13 protein-coding genes are annotated in these 20,624 nt (G+C 50.0%); 6 read left to right on the top strand and 7 right to left on the bottom strand.

The features are described 5' to 3' along the window. Positions 1-17 precede the first annotated feature (17 nt). The gene (locus FJQ58_RS21265; RefSeq protein WP_139996822.1) at positions 18-596 is read left to right on the top strand and encodes a PadR family transcriptional regulator; all 579 of its coding nucleotides are present in this window, start codon (positions 18-20) and stop codon (positions 594-596) included. Between the two features lie 86 nt (positions 597-682). Here the strand turns inward: FJQ58_RS21265 and FJQ58_RS21260 are convergent, their stop codons facing one another. Both FJQ58_RS21260 and FJQ58_RS21255 read right to left on the bottom strand, forming a co-directional pair. After that, complete coding sequence (locus tag FJQ58_RS21260; protein WP_139996821.1) at positions 683-3,898, bottom strand: MMPL family transporter; 3,216 nt, start codon at positions 3,896-3,898, stop codon at positions 683-685. A gap of 28 nt (positions 3,899-3,926) precedes the next feature. Then, positions 3,927-4,373 (bottom strand): MarR family transcriptional regulator, encoded by a 447-nt coding sequence (locus tag FJQ58_RS21255; RefSeq protein WP_238404228.1) that lies wholly within the window; start codon positions 4,371-4,373, stop codon positions 3,927-3,929. A gap of 319 nt (positions 4,374-4,692) precedes the next feature. On the opposite strand from FJQ58_RS21255, the gene FJQ58_RS21250 reads away from it, so the two are divergent. Beyond that, the gene (locus tag FJQ58_RS21250) at positions 4,693-7,347 is read left to right on the top strand and encodes a putative bifunctional diguanylate cyclase/phosphodiesterase (protein ID WP_139996819.1); all 2,655 of its coding nucleotides are present in this window, start codon (positions 4,693-4,695) and stop codon (positions 7,345-7,347) included. Positions 7,348-7,441: 94 nt separating this feature from the next. Here the strand turns inward: FJQ58_RS21250 and FJQ58_RS21245 are convergent, their stop codons facing one another. Then, a complete protein-coding gene (locus tag FJQ58_RS21245) occupies positions 7,442-8,656 on the bottom strand; it encodes a hypothetical protein (protein WP_139996818.1) in 1,215 nt (404 codons plus the stop codon). 356 nt (positions 8,657-9,012) lie between these two features. Between FJQ58_RS21245 and FJQ58_RS21240 the strand changes: the two genes are divergently transcribed. Further along, positions 9,013-10,758, top strand: coding sequence for a methyl-accepting chemotaxis protein (locus tag FJQ58_RS21240; RefSeq protein WP_139996817.1), 1,746 nt, complete (start codon positions 9,013-9,015; stop codon positions 10,756-10,758). Positions 10,759-10,820: 62 nt separating this feature from the next. On the opposite strand, the gene FJQ58_RS21235 is transcribed toward FJQ58_RS21240, so the two are convergent. Continuing rightward, entirely contained in the window at positions 10,821-12,842 is a 2,022-nt protein-coding gene (locus FJQ58_RS21235) for an ABC transporter ATP-binding protein (protein WP_139996816.1), read from the bottom strand. A gap of 21 nt (positions 12,843-12,863) precedes the next feature. Continuing rightward, the gene (locus tag FJQ58_RS21230) at positions 12,864-14,609 is read right to left on the bottom strand and encodes an ABC transporter ATP-binding protein (protein ID WP_139996815.1); all 1,746 of its coding nucleotides are present in this window, start codon (positions 14,607-14,609) and stop codon (positions 12,864-12,866) included. A 616-nt stretch (positions 14,610-15,225) separates the two neighbouring features. On the opposite strand from FJQ58_RS21230, the gene hmpA reads away from it, so the two are divergent. Further along, the gene (gene hmpA, locus FJQ58_RS21225) at positions 15,226-16,467 is read left to right on the top strand and encodes an NO-inducible flavohemoprotein (RefSeq protein ID WP_139996814.1); all 1,242 of its coding nucleotides are present in this window, start codon (positions 15,226-15,228) and stop codon (positions 16,465-16,467) included. A 226-nt stretch (positions 16,468-16,693) separates the two neighbouring features. Here the strand turns inward: hmpA and FJQ58_RS21220 are convergent, their stop codons facing one another. After that, positions 16,694-17,200, bottom strand: a complete 507-nt coding sequence (locus tag FJQ58_RS21220) for a Crp/Fnr family transcriptional regulator (RefSeq protein ID WP_139996813.1) — start codon at positions 17,198-17,200, stop codon at positions 16,694-16,696. Positions 17,201-17,383: 183 nt separating this feature from the next. On the opposite strand from FJQ58_RS21220, the gene FJQ58_RS21215 reads away from it, so the two are divergent. Further along, complete coding sequence (locus FJQ58_RS21215) at positions 17,384-17,842, top strand: HPP family protein (protein ID WP_139996812.1); 459 nt, start codon at positions 17,384-17,386, stop codon at positions 17,840-17,842. Between the two features lie 7 nt (positions 17,843-17,849). On the opposite strand, the gene FJQ58_RS21210 is transcribed toward FJQ58_RS21215, so the two are convergent. Beyond that, positions 17,850-20,165 carry a helicase C-terminal domain-containing protein gene (locus FJQ58_RS21210; protein WP_139996811.1) on the bottom strand — a complete coding sequence of 772 codons (2,316 nt, stop codon included), beginning with the start codon at positions 20,163-20,165 and terminating at the stop codon, positions 17,850-17,852. A 103-nt stretch (positions 20,166-20,268) separates the two neighbouring features. On the opposite strand from FJQ58_RS21210, the gene FJQ58_RS21205 reads away from it, so the two are divergent. Further along, positions 20,269-20,586 (top strand): hypothetical protein, encoded by a 318-nt coding sequence (locus FJQ58_RS21205; RefSeq protein ID WP_139996810.1) that lies wholly within the window; start codon positions 20,269-20,271, stop codon positions 20,584-20,586. Positions 20,587-20,624: the final 38 nt, after the last annotated feature.

The raw sequence follows: 20,624 nt of genomic DNA, 5'->3' as shown, positions 1-20,624 counted from the left end.
GATTGAGGTGACTCTTTATGATAAAATCACAAATTGCTCGTTCCGAAGCAGCGGATGGTCATCGGCATAGCCGCGGCGGCAAACGTTATTTTGGACGCGGAGGCGTCAAATTTGCACTGCTGAAGCTGCTTGAGAATGAATCTATGCACGGCTACCAGATGATGAAAATATTAGAAGAGCAATCAGGCGGGCTTTATTCGCCAAGCGCAGGTTCGATTTATCCTACGCTTCAAATGCTCGAAGCACGCGGATTCATTACCTTTCGTCTCGAGGAATCGGGGAAAAAAATATATAGCATTACGGAGCAGGGGCGCTCCGGTTTATTGATGTTACCGGAGAATACAAAACGCGGTAAAGCGGAGGACTGCAGCAGCGCGCCAAATGCTGAAGCTTTTCGAATCGAAAAAGTACGGTTAAAGCTCGGTTTATCGAGTGAATCCTATGATTTGCTCCGGCTAGTTACCCGAGCTGAGCAGGAAGCCTCTGCTTGCAAGGAACGAGCAGAGCAGCTTCAGCTTCTGCTTTACGAGCAGCAGCTGCAAATCAATGAATTTCTAACAGGACATGAGCTTGAGCATCATGTTATGCAGCATTGAGCCAAGAATGGAACAACGGAAAATAAAAAAAGGATTACCTTAAGGTCGCTAATGCCAAGACCTTGGGTAATCCTAATTTTCATTTATTAGTGGGTTGAATCATGCGAGACATGCTGCCCTTTCAGCGGTTGTCCCCCATGCATGCGTTTTTCCTGCTCCGCCTCCGGTTTGCGACCCATGAAAGGCCACCAGTTGGCCGGACCGAACGTACGGACCATGACCGGTATGAATAGCGGCAGCATAAGCAAGGCGTACATAAACAATCCACAAAGTACAATCGTTGCGATTTGTAGGAGCGACATCACGCCCGAAGGCAGCATCGCAGCAAATGTCCCGCCTAGGATGACGGCAGCCGACATGATGACCGTCCCCATATTTTTCATCGCTTCAAGAATGGCTGCCTGCGGCGAGAGGTGGCGGTATTCCTTGAACCGATCCATCAAGAAAATACTATAGTCGATGCCAAGCGCCACCAGCATGACGAAGCCGAAGAACGGAACCGCCCAGCTAATGCCTGACTGTCCAAGCAGCCTTACGAATATGACCTCCGCAATCGCCAATGAGGAATAATACGTAAGCAGCAGCGATGCAATCATATAAAGCGGCATAACAATTGAACGGAACAAAATGATCAATATAATTGAAATCCCGATCAGCATCAGCACAACGGTACGCGAGTAATCGGCTTTCGATATATTGCTTAAGTCGTTGTTCATGCTCGTTACGCCACCGATTGCCACCTGTGCTCCGCTATAGCCCGTGCTCTGAATCGCGCGGTTTACAGCTGCTTCAAGCCCATCGATTTGCGCCATCGTTTCCTGCGAATAAGGATTGCTGCCGAAAATGACTTCGAATTTCGCCGTTTGGCGATCCTCTGACATATACACATTAAGCGCCGTTTGGAACTCCGCGTTCGCAATTGCTTCTTCCGGAATGTACCAGCCTGTCATCTGCTTATTCGGCGAACCCGCGAGCCCATTCAGGTAGCCGCCTGCCGAATTCAGTCCATCCGTTACTTGAGTTAAGCCGTCCACGCTTTGATCAAGCCCGTTAGTAAGCTCGCCAAGCTGATCGTTTAGTGAAGCAAATCCGGCCTGAAGCTCTTTTTGACCATCGGTTAGCTCATTAAAGCCTTGCGTTACGCTTGGCAGCTTCGAGACGATTTGCCCTTGGCCTGCGGCCGCTTGCGCAATCCCTTTTTGCAGCTCCGATAGGCCATTTGCTAACTTCCCAAGACCCGCAGCGAGCGCCGATTGTCCTTCTGCTGCCTGCAAGAAGCCAGCATTTGCCTGCGTCATCCCCGAAGAAATGCCGGAAAGCTGTTCGTTCAGCTGAGACAGCTGCCCGCTAATTCCGCTTGCTCCCGCTTGCAGCTGCGTTAATGTGCTTAACGCTTGCTTAAAATTCTCATCATTCTGCAGCTCAGGATAGGTCTCCTGAAGGCCCGACAGCCCTTGCTCTACGCCAGATAAGCCATCTGCAAGCTTCGATTGCTCGGCAGCGATTGCCTTATAAGCACCCGTCAGCTGCCCTAGGCCTCCGCCTAGCTGCTCGTAACTGGCCTGTAATTGGCGGCTTGCGCCTGCTAATTGTTCCGCGCTAGCCTGTGCTTGCTTCAGCCCTTCGCTAAGCTCACCTGCGCCAGCGGAGCCATCCTGCAAGCCCTGTTGGATGCGTTTCAAACCATCCCCCAGCTGTATGACCCCGTCCTTGAGCTTATTCGTGCCCTCAACGAGCTGTCCGGCACCATCAACGGCTTCATTCAGCTTCGGCGCATTCTCGCTCAGCGCGCTGCTAGCATCGGAAAGCCCATCTCCGATCTTCCCTAAACCTTCGCCGCTTTGGCCAAGGCCATCCTCGAGAGTAACCACTTGGTCCGAAACAAGGAATTGCTCCATCACTTCACCAGTTGGACGAGTGGCGCTGCGTACTGCTTTAACGCCCTCCGTATTCGCCAGCTCGCGGCTGACTTGCTCCAACACTGCAAGCCCTTCAGGCGTATCCAATGGTTTATCCGTTTTGACGATAACCGTGGTCGGAAGCGAATCTCCAGGCCCAAAGCTGTCTGAGATGAGATTAAATGCTTTAACGGAATCGTATTTATCCCCAATCTCGTCTAACGAGTTAAAGGATATTGTCCCTTTATAGGCTGTCAGAAATGGAACGATAATAACGGCCAATATAATGAGCGCCCATAAAGGGCGTTTGAGCGAAAATTTGCCGACCGATCCCCAGAGCTTGCTTGGCTTATGCTCCAGAGATCCCTTCGCCGGCCAAAACAGCTTTGTGCCAAGTACAGCCATAAAGAACGGCACGATCGTAAACAACGCTATTAGCAAAATGGCAACGCCGACCGCTACGGCAACCGCCGAGCGGTAAAGCATAAAGGTGGAGAAACCAATCGCCGAGAAGCCGACCAGCACGGCTAAGCCGGAAAACAAGACGGTCTTGCCTGCTGTGCGATACGTATTGACAATGGCCTCCGTCTTATCGCCGCCACTATGCGTAAGCTCTTCCTTAAAGCGGCTGATGAGCAGGATGCAGTAATCCGTCCCGATCCCGAACAATACCGCGACCAAGAAAATTTGTGTGAAGTTGGACAGCGGAAAATCGAAATATTCAACCAGGAACGCTATGATCGATTGCGAAATCAAGTACGTAAAACCGACCGCTACAAGCGGCACGAGCGGCGCAACCGCTGAACGGAAAACCACAAACAAGATAATGAGGATGAAGCCTAACGTAATAAATTCCGTTTTCTTAAGACCTTCCTGCGAGCTTTGGACAACGTCCTCAGAAATTAGCCAGTTACCCGTGTAATAATGCTCCACCTTCACATCTGAAATGGCCTCGTATAGACCATCTCGCAGCTCCGCCAGCTCACGGTCGCCTGCTTCTACATTCACGAGCGCAAGAATGGTGCTGCCATCCTGGGATACCATTTGCTCTTCTAACTCTTTGGTATCAAAGTGAGTCGTAACGGATAGGACACCGATGGATTCCCCATCGCTCTTCAGCTTGTCGACACCGCTTTTCACCTCTGCGATATCCGTATCTGACAAACCGCCGTCCTTATGGAACACAAGCACGGTCGCCATTCCGCTGCTCGCGCTGGCTCCCTCGCTTGTGCCAACGGCTTTCTCCAAATCCCGTGCTATCGTTGAGGAATAGCCATCCGGCACGTTAATCTGCCCCTTCGTGCGAACAAGCTCCTCCATGCCTGGTGCGGAAAGCATAAGCCCAATAGCAGCTACCAGCCACAGTCCCAGCACCAGCCACCTAAATTTCAGTACAGTTCTCATCGTTGTTCTCCCTCCATGTCAAATCTAACTAAGGTTTCATTAATTCCCCCGCAAGCCTTTCGAAGGTTTCTATAAAAAATATGGCTTCTTGCTCTTCAAAACGATTAATATACTTAGCAAGAAGCACGTGAATCTTTTCCTCCATCCTGTCGCAAATCTGCTGGCCTTCCTCGGTTAGCGCCAAATAGATCACGCGGCGGTCCTTCTCATCCGGCATTCGCTCAATGAGATTCTTGTCAAACAGTCTTGTAATAATGGCGGTTATGGAACTTTTGCCTACGCAGAAAATGTCCGCAAGCTCAGATGATGTGCACTTCTCCCTTGAACGTAAGTAGCGAAGCGTTGAGAACTGGTCAACCGTCAGATCATCCGGCATCAGCTCGCGGATCATCGCGTTTAACCGACGGTTAACGAGGAAGTTGGCCGCCTCGTAGCGATCGATCATTTGTTTCAGTAACGCTCGATCCACACTCATGTCCTCCTTAGTGGCCGATGAATCCAAACCACAAATATAATTCTATTATAGAATAGTTCTACAATAGAACTATATCAAATGAATATATTGAACGCAACGCCATAGTTTTGAACGTATCGTGAACAATAATGGAATATGCATCGTTTGACAAACGGTTCATTTCCTACGGCTTATCCTTTTTAACAAGCAGGATTTCCAAAAATAATGTCGAATAATAGGAAAAATATTCAAAAGCACTCTCACTCGTCCTGTTCATGGGCGCTCAGGATATCTTTTTAACGCATACCTATCTTGTCACACATTCAGGAGGCCGCAGCAGGTGAGCAACCCTTTTCTTCAACAGCAGCATAACCCCCGTACGATTGCTTTCGCATTTACACTATTACTGCTGCTTGCACTAGCATCCGAATCCATGCACTTCCAATTTTTGTACGGGATCACATTCTCCTTAACCAGCCTGTTTGTGCTGCTTGGCTTACGCATATTCGGTTTCGTACCAGGAATGCTTATGGCAGTGTTTGTTCCGTGCATCGGAATCTTCCTTTTTGACCAGCCTGCTTATCATCTTCTATTATTGGCCGAAGCCGCCGTAATCGGCATCTTCCTCGGCAGATTCAAAAACCGTTTGTTCCGGCTTGATGCTGTATTCTGGCTTCTGATCGGCATGCCAACCGCCTATAGTCTTCATGCTGTCAATTCTACGCTTGCCTCGAAAGATTTGATCTTGATTACCTGTATTATCGCTATGAACGGCATGTTCAATGCCCTGTTCGCCGAAATGATTCAACAATACTTTCCTCTGCGCAAATGGAGCGGCTTTGCCTTCGACAACCGCCGTCCCCGCTCATTCAGCAGGGTTCTATTTCATTTCTCCCTTGGCATCGTATTCCTATCCTTCTTGCTCAATATCTATGTAAACAGCATCAGCTCATTCAAAGAAGCGTGTATGTATGCACAGCGCCTTTCCTCAAGTGAAGCGAATCGCATCCTGGACATTTGGAATGAGTGGCAGCCTATGAACGGCGGCGTAACCGTTCAAGAACAAGCTCGCTTCCTCCAAAGCCTGCTGCAAAGCTCGCCTAGCGATCTTGTTATTAGCTTTACCAATTCTGCTTATACCGTTATAGCATCGAGCCATACCAGCCTAATCGGCCATCTCCTTCATTACGAAGCCGATAAACGGACAACTGCCGTCAACCCGCAATTGCTGCTAACCATGCCTCCAGAAAAAAGGTATACACTGGAGCTGCAAACCTGGCATGACGGACATTTTGTGTACAAAGACAACGTTTCAGCCAGTGGTTTTCAAATCTATATTGAGCTGCCGATCAAACATTATCAGAACTATTTATTTTCTAAGTACTTAACGCATTTCTACTATTTAATCGGCCTTGCCATCTTTGCGGCTATTCTTGCTTATTTAATTAACCGCTGGCTTTCCCAAAGCTTGCAGCATTTAGCTGCGGTAACTACCGATCTTCCGCTCACTCTCGAAAAATCGGATACCGTTGTATGGCCTGCCAGCGGCTTCGTAGAAATTCAATCGTTAATTATTAACTTCAAGCAGATGTCGAACAATCTCATTCATTTGTTTCAAGAGGCCCGAAATAGCAATGAAAGGCTAGAAGCCCAGGCCATCATGCTGCAGCAATCAGAAGAGAGGCTCCACCAGCTTGCTTATTACGATATGCTGACAGGATTGCCTAACCGCTTGCAATTCACCTTATATGTACAAGAAATGATTGATAGCTATGCCGTATCCGAACAACCGATAGCAGTCATGTTCGCTGATATCAACCGATTCAAGCAAATTAACGATACACTTGGCCATGCGGTTGGCGATCAATTGCTGAAGAAGGCGGCAGAGCGCTTTGAAGCCGCAGCGCTGCAGGATTGCAAGGTTTTCCGATTGGGCGGAGATGAATTTGTATTCGTGGGGCGTTATGAGGATGAAGCCGCTATCCGCGATAAAGGGCAAGCGGTCGTGGATTCCTTTAACGAGCCTTTTGTCTTGGCGGACGCACAGCTCTTTCTAACGGTTAGTGTAGGCATCAGCCATTATCCGCAGGATGGCGACAACATGGATACGATCATTAGCAATGCCGATATTGCTATGTACAGCGCCAAGGAGATGGGAGATGGCTGCTACCGCCTGTTTACGCCACAGCTGGTCTCCACGATGACCGAGAAGATGCAGCTGGAAAATGAATTGTATCCTGCGCTTCAACAAAACCAGTTCTCTCTGCATTATCAGCCCAAAATGAATGCGGCTACCGGCGAGCTATGCGGGATTGAAGCGCTCATCCGTTGGCGGCATCCGACGCTTGGCATGATTCCGCCGGATAAGTTCATTCCACTTGCAGAACAATCAGGATTTATATTGGAAATCGACAGTTGGGTCTTCCGCGAGGCATGCCGTCAAAATAAAGCTTGGCAGGATGCAGGCTTGCAGCGGATATGCGTATCCGTGAACATTTCGGCGAGGCACTTCTACCAAGGGCAGTTATCCGAAATGATCGAGAAGGCATTGAAGGATACCGGGCTTGAGCCGCAATATGTCAGTCTAGAAATTACAGAAGGCGTTTTTATGCAAAATATGGAACAGGTCATTGAGACCATTCAATATCTTCGCGCACTGGGAATTCAAATTTCCATTGATGATTTCGGCACCGGCTATTCCTCCCTGAATCAGCTTCAACGGCTGCCGATCTCGGACGTAAAGCTGGATCGCTCATTCATTCAAGGCATTACGAGCGACGAGAAGAAATCTTCGATTGTCAAAGCGATTATCCAATTGATCCATAGCATGAATATGAAAGTAGTCGCTGAGGGCGTAGAGACCGACGACGAATCGAGGTTCTGCAAGGAGCTGAAATGCGATGAGCTGCAAGGTTACCTTTTCAGCAGGCCGCTTCCCCCGCAAGAGCTCGCGCTTCTGCTCGGCACGCATGTTGAAATACCCGTACAGCATTAGAAAAGGAGCCGTCTCCCGGTCGATGACCTGAAGAGACAGCTCCTTTTCTTCCTATGCCTGAGATAGCTAACCCATGTTAAACTCCAGCGCTAACCTATGCGCTCGAAGAATCCGCCGCCGCTGCATCCGTGCCTGTTGTCGCCTGCGGAGCAGATTCATCCGGACGTTCTCCGCGCGGCCCTTTGCCGCCATGGCCGCCTTTGCCACCATTCTCGCCACGCGCAGGGAGCTCGCCATTGACTTGTTTAGTCGCACGCTCTGTTGCTTCTGTAAGCTTCGTATCATATTGCTCTTGCGTAATCGTACCCGCTGCCAGCTGCTCAGCCAGCTTGGCTTGCTTGTCCTTTAGGATCACATCAATCAGCGTTTGGACAGCAATGCCCTTCTCTGCTGCAATAGCCGCAAGCGTCTTGCCAGACTCAAGCTCCGCCTTCAGTTCGTCCTCCGTTAAGCCTAGCGCTGTAGCAAAAACATCCAGGCCGCCTCCAAAGCCGCCCCTTCCGCCTTCACCACGCTGCGGCAGCAAGCCATTAACATGCTGCGTTGCATGCTCAACCGCCTTTTCAAATTTTGAATCGTATTGGTCCTGCGTAAGGGAACCCGCTGCCAGCTCAGCATCCAGCTTCGTTTTCTGGTCGCTCACAAGCGCATCAATGACCGTTTGCACCTCAATGCCCTTTTCCGTTGCAACAGTTGCGAGCGTCTTGCCCGCTGCCTGTTCTGCCTTCAGTTCATCCGCAGTTAGGCCGAGCGCAGCAGCCGCTGCTGTAAGATTTTGACCGAAGCCGCCTTTGCCGCCTCCCCCGCCCTGCTTGCCAAAGCCAAAGCCTTTGGAATCAAGCAATTTATCTGCGATAGCAGCAGCATCCGGCTTCGCCAGCTGTTTCCCGGCATCCGTTTGTTGATCTGCATCCGCAGTCGTACCGGCTTCCGTCTTCGCAGGTGCCTCGGCTTCCGCAGCTTCCAGCCATTCTACCAGCTTCTCCTTCAGCTCAGCGCGTGTTTTGCCTTGCTCCACCGCGATCTCCGAGAGGGTCAAGGTTTCCAGCTTCGTCTGGAGCGCTGCTTCATCCAATCCTAAGTAAGCGGTCAATTGCTCATGTATTTGTTCAAAGCCGCGTCCGAAGCCGCCACGTTTATCTGCACGATCCTTCTTAGCTGCGCCATTGTCTGACTGTGTGCTTTGCACTGCCGGTTTGCCGTTGCTTGCAGCCGCCGCATGAACAAGCTGGCCTGCCCATAGGCTTCCGCCTCCAAGTGCCAAAGTTAGTGCAATGGCACCTGCCGTAATTGCTTTCGCTTTATTCATCATTTAACTCCACCTCTCACTTTCGATTTGTTGTTACAAGACCTAGCATAGCCAGCAATACTTAAGTCTTCTTTAAAACCCGCTGAAAGTTGGCTGAATAGACCAAATTCTTTTGCACGATTTGCTAATTATCGACAACGCTAATCGAAATATCACGATTTATTTATCTCGTTCTTCTATAATTGAACACTTTTCTAACATTAAGCCCTGCACTTATCTAATATTAATTTGATATTGTGAGAACAGATTTGACATCAGGCACTGTCGAAAATTGGAAATCAGTTTGCATCTACATTTTTCGACATTCTTCGACGATATATTATCATAACTAACTAATAATTAAGAGGTGTGGTCCCATGTTACGTTTGAAAGACAAAAGCTTAGTCGTTACCAGCTCTATCGTATTAGCCCTTCTATTAGTTATGGTTATTGGTGTCACGGAATATTTGTCCTATAACACACAGAAGCAAAACTATCTGTCTGAAATCGAGCGAATAGGCGAAACACTTAGTTACCAAATGGAAGCTTCCCATGATCTGCTTGCTTTCGGCCATAAAGAAATCACGGCAGGAAATGCCACGGACAACGACAACTTTAAGCTTCTCAAGCTGCAGCTTGACGTGATGATCAAAAATGATATCGTATCCAATGCTTACGTCTACATGCCCGACATCATTGAGAAAGACGGAAAATCCTATCTGAAAATGATGCAAAGCAACGAGGAGCTGAATGCCGCAGGCCTCGGGCCCGGCCAGGACTATGAAATGACGCCAGCCTTCGAAGAGGACGTACACAAGGCATTGAAAAACGGGTCTGTCGTGACCGCTCCTGTTGAGGACGCTTTTGGAGAGTGGGTAACCTATCTCTCCAAAGTTGAAACACCCAACGGCAGATTCATCGGTATATTCGGTATCGACATTGACTATAAAAAAATAAACGATGCGATGTCCGCAATGCTTTGGCAAAGCATCGGCATTGCCGTGCTCTTGTCCGCCATCGCCATCGGCATTATTATCGCTCTCATCCGTATGGTGCTGAAGCCTCTTAAAAGGCTTGCCGAAGTTTCATCGCTGGCAGCCAAAGGGGATTTGACGCTTGCCGTTGCCGTGAAAGGGAACAATGAAATCGGCCAGGTATCCATGGCATTTAACGAAATGATCGCCAGCCTGCGCGAGCTAACCAGCAATATTCGCACGACTTCAGACGAAGTGGCAGGATCAGCCTTCAATATGCAGCAAAGCGCGGAGCAAACATCGCGGGCAACCGAGGAAGTAACGGAAGCCATTCAAGAAGTCGCTTCCGGCTCGGAAACGCAGCTGCAAAGCTTCCAAGAGTGCCAGCGGGCGATGACGGAAATGACGATTGGCATTCAGCGCATCGCTGAATCCTCCTCCTCCGTATCTGACCTCGCAGCCGAGACGACCGCGCTTGCTTCGGAAGGCGAAACCGTCATTGAGCAGACGCTCCAGCAAATGCAAACGATTGAGAGCAATGTCGTCTCGACGGTAGAAACGTTGCATGAGCTGAAAGAGCAAAGCGATAAAATTGGCAGCATTCTTGGCTTAATCGGCGATGTCGCGAATCAGACGAACCTGCTTGCGCTGAATGCTTCCATTGAAGCAGCGCGTGCCGGAGAGCACGGCAAGGGCTTTGCTGTCGTAGCCCATGAAATCCGCAAGCTTGCTGAACGGTCGAAAGAGTCGTCCGAACAAATCGGGACCATTCTGCACAGCATTGGCAGCTACACCTCAACAGCCGTTTCTTCGATGGAGCAATCCGTAGAAGCTGCTCGCGTTGGTTCGGCCGTATCCAGCCAAGCCGGCGAGTCGTTCCGCACCATCGTCACATCCATTCGTGATGTTTCCAGCCAGGTGCAGGAAGTGTCCGCAGCGTCCGAGCAAATGTCGGCCGGCAGCGAGCAGATCGCCGCATCGCTCGATGAACTGGAGACGATCACAGCCAGCGCTGCTGGCAACTCGCAGCGCGTGGCTGCTGCATCGGAGGAGCAGCTTGCTTCCATGCAGGAGGTCGCCAGCTCGTCCGAGCAACTGCGCAACTTGGCTTCTACCCTTAATGAAGCTATCGGCCGCTTCAAGACCTAAGCACTTAAAACACAAAAGAAGGCAAACGGGAATGATCCCGTTTGCCTTCTTTTTCGTTGCCTTTATGCAGGAAGCGCCGCTCCAAGCTGCAGCTGGTACATCGCGAAATATTTGCCGCGCTGCTCCATCAGCTCGTCGTGGTTGCCGCGCTCTACGATCACGCCGCGATCCAGCACCAGAATTTGATCCGCGTTGCGGATCGTAGACAGGCGATGCGCAATAACAAACGTTGTCCGTCCTTTTTTGAGTACATCAAGCGCCTTTTGAATGATTGCTTCCGTTTCTGTATCAATGCTGGCTGTCGCTTCATCCAAAATCAGAATCGCCGGATCGTAGGCCAGCGCTCTCGCGAAAGAAATGAGCTGCCGCTGACCGGCCGATAGCGTGCTGCCTTTCTCGATAACCGGAGCATCTATGCCACCTGTCAGTTGGTTGAACATTTCATACGCTCCAACATCGCGGAGCGACTGTTCAATCTTCTCACGGCTGATCTCAGGGTTATCCAAGCTAATATTGGAAGCGATCGTACCCGTAAAGAGGAACGGGTCCTGCAGTACAATGCCCATATGCTGGCGAAGCAGCTGCTTCGGAATATCGCGCACGTCCGTGCCATCGACGATGATCTTCCCCTCATTCGAATCATAGAAGCGAAACAGCAGGTTTAGAATCGAGCTTTTGCCGGAGCCGGTATGACCAACCAATGCGACTGTCTGGCCTTGGCGGGCATGGAAGGAAATATGTTTGAGCACATATTCATCCTTCTTGTAGGCAAACGAAACATCCTCGAATTTCACTTCGCCTTTGTAGCGCTCCATCTTGCCAGGCACGATATCGATGCCTTCCTCGTCCATCAGCTTAAATACGCGCTCAGCGGAAACGCGGGCCGTTTCAAGATTCGACAGCTGATTAACGATGCCCACGATTGGCGCAAACATCCTGTTCATGTAATCAACGAACGCATACAGCACGCCAACCGATACCGCGCCCCGGAGGGAATCGCCCCAGAACATCCAGAGTACGATTAGGAACAAAACATTCCGAACGACGTTAACAAGATTATGCGACGTGATGGAATTGAGGCTGAGCAGTTTATTCTGGTACTTGTAATAATGCTCGTTCATTTCATCAAATTCCTTCGTTGTCTCCTTCTGGCGGCGGAAGGCTTGAATGATCGTCATCCCTTGAATGGATTCGTTGATCATACCGTTTATTTCGCTAAGCTTCGAGCGAATAATCCGATTGTACTTGGCCGCAAATTTGCGGTAGACGATAATCCAGATGATCAGAATCGGTATGAGCGGAAGCGCAATAAGCGCAAGCCGGACATCCAGCAAGAACAGCGCCCCATAAATTGCCGCCATATAAATAATACCCGTGAAGAAGTTGGCCAGAACCGAAACATACAGCTCGCGTATCGCCTCGGTATCGTTAGTGACACGAGAGACAACCTGGCCCGCCGATAAGTTGTCGTAATAATTGACGGGCAGCCGCTGCGTATGCGCAAAAATATCGGTACGCAGCTTGCGAACGATACGGTTCGCCGACGTTTGCAGCATAAGACGCTGTCCGTAAGTAAAGACTGCGACCAGCAGCAAGAAACCAAAATACATGAAGGCTAGCTTCATTAATGAAGGGAATTCCGGTTTATAGAACGAGTAGAGCTCCGGATTCGTAAGCTTTGTTACCGGATAAGCGTTTTGCTCCCCCGTGTCCTTGTCCGTAACGGTCAACGTATTCCCCTCGACCGTGCGCTTGCCTTGATCGGATACAAGCGTATCATTCAGCCAATAAAACTGGCGTCCTACCTGCAGCACGCGAACCTCTTTGCCCTTCGCCTCGGAAGCTGCAAAGTGATCCTCACGCTTATACCATATATCTTTATAAAGGACTGCAAAATCTTGCTTGCCCTCAACCTCATGCCACTTTTTCTCGATGCCGAGAATGTTCTGGTCAATCATCCGTTTGGCGATTAGCGGCCCGGCAAGCTCGGCGCATACCGCTAAGATAAGCAGCAGAAGCGCGAGCATGATCGGTTTTTTATAAAGCATGGCGTATTGAAACAATCGTTTTCCTGTATTGCCCATTGTTCTTCACGCTCCAATTTCTTACGTTTCAATAATAGATTCCAGCTGCTGGCGATCATATTGCTCGCGATACCAGCCGCCGCTCTCGAGCAGCTGCTCATGGGTGCCTTCTTGGACAACCCTACCCTCATCGAGCACGATGATCCAGTCGGCATGCTGCACTGCTGATAAGCGATGCGTCGTGATGAGTGTCGTTTTGCCTGCCCGTTCGGTGCGGATGCCTTCAATGATTTCGGCTTCCGTCTTCCCGTCAACGGCTGACAACGCATCATCCATCAACAGAATCTCCGGGTCGGCGATGAGCGCGCGCGCAATGCTTACGCGCTGCTTTTGTCCACCGGACAATGCTACGCCTCTCTCGCCAACCATCGTTGCCAGCCCATCCGGCAAAAATTTAATGTCCTTCGCGAACGATGCTCGCTCCAGCGCACGCTGCAAATCCTCTTCGGTACCTTCCTTGAGTCCGAAGAAAATATTTTCACGAATCGTCTTGGAGAAGAGAACGGGCTGCTGCGGAACATAACCGATCCAACCAAGCAAATCATCAACCTTCAGGCTGCCCACTGGCGTTCCCGATATGCTGATGCTTCCCTTTCCAAGCGGGTATTCGCGAAGCAGCTGCTTCAGAAGCGTCGTCTTCCCGCTTCCGGTCCTGCCCACAATGCCGAGTGTCTGGCCTTGATTCAGCGTAAAGGAAACCTGGCTCAAGTTATCGACCGTTGAGGACGGATAACGGAACGTCACCTTGTCAAACGAAAGCGAAGAAGGCTCGTTGACATGAACCGGAGCGCTAGCATCGGCAACATCCGGCTTATAGCCAAGCGTCTCGCTGACACGGTCGAGCGAAGCGTTACCGCGCTGCATAATGTTGATCAGCTCGCCGATGGCGAACATCGGCCAGATCAGCATCCCCAGAAATACGTTAAAGGAAACCAATTCTCCAAGCGTTATCTCATTGTGGAAAACTAAGTAGCCGCCATAACACAGCCCGATCAAATAGCTCGTTCCGACCAAAATTTTCATCGTCGGCTCAAATAGGGCGTCAATGCGGGCAACGGCGATATTTTTATTCAGCACTTCATTTGTCTTCGCGCCAAAACGCGCTTCACTTGCTTCTTCCTGCACAAACGCCCGGATTACCCGAACGCCGGATACCGATTCCAGCACCTGGTCGTTCAGCTCGCCGAACGCATCCTGCGCATCCATGAACCGCTCATGAATTTTTTTGCCATAATGCTTCATAGCCAGCGCCATCAACGGCAAAGGAAGCAGCGCTGCCAGCGTGAGCTTCACGCTGATTAATCCAGCCATCACGATCAATATCGTAATCATGAACAGTGTGGAGTCGATCAGCGTCAAGATGCCGAAGCCTGCTGTCGTCGCTACGGCTCCAAGATCATTCGTCGAGCGCGCCATGAGATCACCCGTGCGATTTCGCTCATAAAAGGTCGGCGTCATCCTCAGAAAATGGCCCATCAAACGTGACCTTAATAGCTTCTCCAGCACGAAGGCCCCGCCAAACAGCTGATAATGCCATATGTACGTAATGATATAACCAACAATCGTCAGCGCAATCCAGCCGTACAGCACGCGGTTGAAATCAGCCTGCCCCAGCAGATCCTGATGGATGCCATCAATCGTATACCCAATTAGCCAAGGCGGTATAACATCAATAAATCCCGTGAAAATAAGAAGTGAAATCGCAACGGTATACCGTTTCCAATTCAATTTAAAAAACCAGCTTAATTTTTTGAGTACGCTAAACATGCTTTTCTACCACACCTTCCGCTATCCATCCAAGCTTCGTTAACCTTTAATCAATTCCCGAATACCACGCAACAGCCGAACCTGCCGATTGGAGGCAAGGCAATGCTGCGCTTTGAAATATAGGCTGGCCCACTATAAGAAGCCTAATAAGTGCCTATAGTTGCAAAAAAAAGAAGCGCGCCGCCGTAACGACACACTTCTTCCCTGTGCGAGTATCAACCAGACTGCAGTCGTGTCTCGCGAGCATAGAAAAGGCGCATGATTACGGTGACGTAACCATGCGCCTCTAATGATCGGAATACCTTCATTAAAGAGATTCGACGCGCGGATGGATTACGTTATTCAAGTTCAAACGATCGTTCACAGCAGCAACAACAAAGTTAACATGATTGATTGTACCCATAGAACGTAATCCTCCTCTCGTTAAAATATATTAGTCACTTTACCATTGGTTGAAAATACTGTCAAGACCCGAAAACGCATTCTTTTTTGTGCCTATGAATCGGTCCGCCTGTCACAAATTGTTGCAAATTATTGTGATTATAATCACAAGAGCCATACGCTTCTCCCACTATACTAGCCTTATCCGTTACAAACGAGAGGTGGAGGGGTTCACATGCTAAACGAAAAAACCATTGCCATTATTAAGTCGACTGTGCCTGTTTTGGAGGTTCACGGCGTGACGATTACAAAGAGGTTCTACCAGTTGCTGTTCACAAATCACCCGGAACTGCTGAATCTTTTCAATCACGCTAACCAGAAACAAGGACGGCAGCAAACCGCCTTGGCGAATGCCGTATACGCGGCAGCGCTGCATATCGACAACCTGAGCGCAATTCTTCCGGTCGTGAAGCAAATTGGACATAAGCATCGCAGCCTTGGCGTAGTGCCAGAGCATTATCCGATTGTCGGCAACTATTTGCTTATGGCCATCAAAGAGGTGCTTGGAGATGCCGCTACCGATGACATTTTGAATGCTTGGGCAGAAGCCTATGGGATGATTGCGGATGCCTTTATCGGCATCGAGAAGGACATGTATGAGCAAGCGCGCACCCAACTTGGCGGTTGGGAAGGCTTTCGCTCCTTTCGCATCGAGCGTACAGTGAAGGAAAGCGAGGTGATTACGTCCTTTTATTTGGTTCCGGAGGATGGCGGTCCCCTGGCTAGCTTTGACCCCGGGCAATACGTAAGCGTGAGGATCAAGCAGGCTGGCTCGGAGCATACCCAGATTCGCCAATATAGCCTATCCGATGCGCCTAATGCAGGCCATTACCGCATTTCTGTTAAACATGAGGCAGGCGATGGTGATCGTCCCGAAGGTGCGGTTTCCACCTACCTTCATCAATGTGCCCATGCGGGAACAAGCTTGTCTCTTTCCGCACCCGCCGGCGATTTTGTACTCGATACGACAGACCAACGAGCGGTTGTGCTCCTGAGCGGGGGAGTTGGACTGACGCCAATGCTCAGCATGCTTCACACGCTCGTGCAGCGCTATCCAGAACGCCATGTCACCTTTATCCATGCCGCCCAAAACGGCGAGGTTCATGCCTTGAGAAACGAGGTCAACGCGCTGGCAAGCAAGCATCCGCAGCTGTCTGTATATTACTGCTATGCAAACCCTACACAGCTAGATGAGGAACAGCAGCGCTTCCATAAGAAGGGCTATATCGACTTGCCTTGGCTAAGATCTGTCCTTTCAGACACCGACCGATCTTTTTATTTTTGCGGGCCAACACCCTTTATGGCGACCATCAACCAGTCACTGCGGCAATTGGGAGTACCCGAAGCAGACATTCATTTTGAATTTTTTGGCCCAGCCGCTAGCCTAGAGCCAGCCGCAGTGGGCTATATAAGTTGAACTAAAAAACGAAGTTTAAGCGAAGTGAGAAGATCGTTCTGGAGAAACGAAGTGTTCGCCTTTGTAGCCGGATTCTTACCTTTAAATGTCTAATCCAATCAAAGAATCTGGTTACAACCGCGATCGTAAGAATGATCTACTCATGCAGCGGCCACCACAAAAAACTTTAGTTCAACTTATGTAAGGCAAGCTCGCGGCATGAGTTTGAGTCCAGAAATGAAATTGTTTATTTTTGCTTCATTGATGCCCGAAGCAGCCGATTGACCGTCTCCCGCCTTAATCCGATAAGCTGAGCAATCTCATCCTGTGTGAGCACGTCTGTGATTGCAGCCGGTCCGATGTACGCCGCGAACCATTGCTGCAGCTTGCTAAGCTTATCGGCTGGAGCGACTTGGGTAAGCTGGTCAATCCGCTGCTGCATCATCCGCAGCTTGCCCTGGAGCAGCAGCGCGATCTCTCGGTTTTTCTCCGGATTTTGCGCAAGCTCTCCGTACCATTGCTGCGGCGGGACCGCTTCGACCTCGCAGGCAAGGAGGGCGACCGCCGTTCCATGGTACGGCATAGGGGTAATTAGCGAATGATGGGGAATGATCTCGTCCGGCACAATAATATTAACGAGGAACGGGCTTCCGTCCTCATAGACGCGAACGATCTTGAGCAGTCCGCTTTTTAAGTGATAGAGCGAGCCGTTCTCTCCTTGTCGAAACAACGTTTGCCCTTTATGCAGCAGCATCAAACCGTTCCTTTCCCCATGCTCATCCTCTCAGGGATGAGCATTTTTTTTGATTTCGCGCAGAAAGCCGATTACGAAATGACAGATCTAGGTGATTGACGGTACAAGAACAGGAGGCGTAGAATATTACATGCTGAGTCAACATTGACCGGTATTTGATGAAGAGAGAAGGAGAACGCCCGCATGCGCATCCGAACTTATGCTATTTGTTTGTATATCATTTTAATCTATTGGATTTCCCTGCATGTCCCGTATATGCAATCCCTGTTTTTCCCGACGCTTGGCGCTTTCAGCCTGCTCTTTATATCACGGCCGTTCGAGAAAAAAGAAATACGCAAAATCGCTTTTGGCGCCGTGTTGTCCTCCCTAATCGGCTCATTGTTCGTATTCTGGAGCACTGGCGTAGTATCGCTGCTGTTCACTTTATTAATCGTGATCTTCTTGATCCATCAATTTAAATGGAACGCGCCGCCGATTTTAGCCGTTTCGCTCATTCCTTTTTTCACGCAGCCTCCGCTGGTATGGGTCATTCCGCTGTCCGTTTGCGGATCGCTTCTCGGTCTGCTCTTTACCTTATCCATGGCTGCTTTTGCCGAGAGAAAATTCGGGGCTATATCGCTGCTTTCCAAAAAAAACGGTTAACGCCGATTCAGACTCCGCGATGTAAATCCGGTCTCCACTCTTCAGGCAGCAAACGCTGGTACTGGGCTTGCAAATACCGGTCGTCAATAAGCACAAGCGTGCCGCGATCGTTCTCTGACCGGATTAATCGCCCGCCAGCCTGCAGCACCTTGTTCATTCCGGGATAGACGTAAGCATAATCATAACCGTTCTTGTTCTGTCCGTTAAAATAATCCTTCAGCATATTCCGCTCCACCCCAAGCTGAGGCAGCCCGACGCCGACCACAATGACACCGATCAAGCGGTCGCCCACTAAGTCCACACCCTCCGAGAACACGCCCCCCATGACGGCAAAGCCAATCAGCGATTGTTCCTTGTCCCCCGCGAACGTCTTCAGGAAGCTGTCTCGTTCCTCTTCCGACATATCGGGCCTTTGCAGCAGCACCTCCGCGTCGGACGCAGAGCCAGCCGGTATTGACCATTCCTTCAGCTCCATATACGTCTCATAAACCGCATTCATATAAGCATACGATGGAAAGAAGACAAAGTAATTGCCCGGCCGCTCCTTCATAAGCTGCAAAATCAATTGTGCAATAGGCTGCTTCGACACATCTCGGTCATGGTATCGGGTCGAAAGCGGCTTGATGATTACATCCAGTTGATCCTTGGAGAATGGCGAAGGGACCGTCAGCGTGTAATCCTCCTCTCCCGCTCCAAGCATATCCATATAATAAGAGACCGGCGAGAGCGTAGCGGAGAAATAAATATGCGAGCGGTAGCCCTTGCCCATTTGCTGCAGCAGCAGCGACGGGTCTAGGCAAAACAGCTTAAGCCGGACATCGTTTTTGGATAGCTCCGTGTAAACGACGTAACGCTCATCGAACAGCTTGGCCGTGCGGATGAAGTTTTGCGCATGAAAATACAGATCAAGCAGCTGTCCGCCTGCACCCAATCCTGCGGCTAGCGCTTGCTCGGCTGCTGATGCAAAGCTCTCTGCGAGCGCAACCAGCTGCTCCGGCAGCTGCCGTTCGACCAAATGCGGCGCCCCGTCGCTGCTTTTGCGCAGCGCAATGAAATAATCATTTATCGCCTTCGCCGTGCGGTAACCCTCGCCGTGGACTCCCTTCAACTCACGCTGCATCGCCAGAAAAGGAGCCTTGGTCAGCTCGGCCGAGAACATTTCGCGCGCCCGGTCGACCAGATTATGCGCCTCGTCCACGAGCAGAGCCGTTCGCTTTTTCATCTCGGCATATTGGCGCTTAAATGAAATGCGAGGATCAAATATATAATTATAATCACAGATGACCGCATCCGCGGCATAAGCCAAATCCAGCGAAAACTCAAACGGACATACTTTGTGCTTGTGGGCATAAGCCTCTATGACAGGCCTCGTCATGATGGTTTCCTGCTCCAATATATCAAGGACCGCGCCATTGATTCGGTCATAATACCCATCCGCATAAGGGCAATGCTCCCTCTCGCAGCGTACTTCTTCCTGAAAGCAAATCTTATCCTTCGCTGTAATGGTGACCGCGTGCAGGTGGAGTCCCTTGTCGCGCATGAATAGCAGAGCATCCTCGGCCGCTGCTCTCGTCGTCGTTCGCGCCGTCAAATAATAAAAGCGCTGCAGCATGCCCAAACCGATCGCTTTGATCGTCGGATAAGTCGTCGAGATCGTCTTACCGATGCCCGTAGGCGCTTTGGCGAACAAGCGCACGCCCTCATCAATAGATTTATATACCGCTCCAGCCAGCTTACGCTGCCCTGCCCGATACGTATCGAAAGGGAAATCAAGCCCGCTTATGCTCTCGTTGCGGGCAAGTTCATGGCTTCGGCGCAGCTGGGCATAAGGCGCATAACGCGCAGCAACCTCATGAACGTACTGTTCCAGCTCCTCATAGCTGGCCTCCCTTACAAACCGCCGTTCCTCCTCCGTTTCCGTCTGCACATAGGTAAGCTGAATGCGCATAGCCGGCAGCTCATGCTCTTTCGCATACATATAGGCATAGAATAGCGCCTGCGCCCAGTGCACAGGATATCCATCCTCCGTAATCCGGTCGAGATCGCCGCCAGTTGATTTAATCTCGTCAATGGTCAAGAGCGGCTCGGTTCCCAGCAGCCCGTCACAGCGGCCATCCACGACAAATAGCAGATCCTCCACCTGGATATCCGCTTTTACATAAACTTCCTTATGATCCTGCTCATTATACGTGCGCTGCACTCTCTGATGTGCCTTCGTGCCCTCATGCATCGTATCGATCGTATTAAGCCGAACATCGATGCTGCCGCTAAGAAATACATATTCGACCAAGTGTCTCACTGAAATCGTAACCGTATCATTCATTAGCATAACGTCTCGTCTACCGCTCCCAAAAAGAACATTTGTTCCTTTTATTGTACCACATGCGTCAAAGCAAACGTAAATCTCTTGGCTGTGCATAACCTCTATGTATACATTTAAAAACCTTATTACAGCGGTCAGTAACCAAGATGTAAGCAGTATCATTAAGTATTCACTTGATGCTCGATTCACAGATGATGATATTCGAAAGACCGAATATGTCCAGCTGCTTAAAACCGATCATGTTGAATTGAAAAAGATCATAGAGATAAAAAAAATAAACAAAGCGGAATACCGGATTACTGCCGAAATGGTTACAAAAGTTATGGGTGCAACAACTTCAGATTTCCAAGTGAGATTAACGGATGACGGTAAATGGAAAATCGTAATTGGGCATGATGCTCCGCCTTCTCCATCACCTTAAGTGATATGATGCAAAAAAAAGAGACGCCGCGGCGTCCC

The organism is Paenibacillus paridis, from assembly GCF_006345825.1.
In the GTDB taxonomy this organism is placed as follows: domain Bacteria; phylum Bacillota; class Bacilli; order Paenibacillales; family Paenibacillaceae; genus Pristimantibacillus; species Pristimantibacillus paridis.
This window is presented reverse-complemented; position numbering and strand designations above follow the sequence as displayed.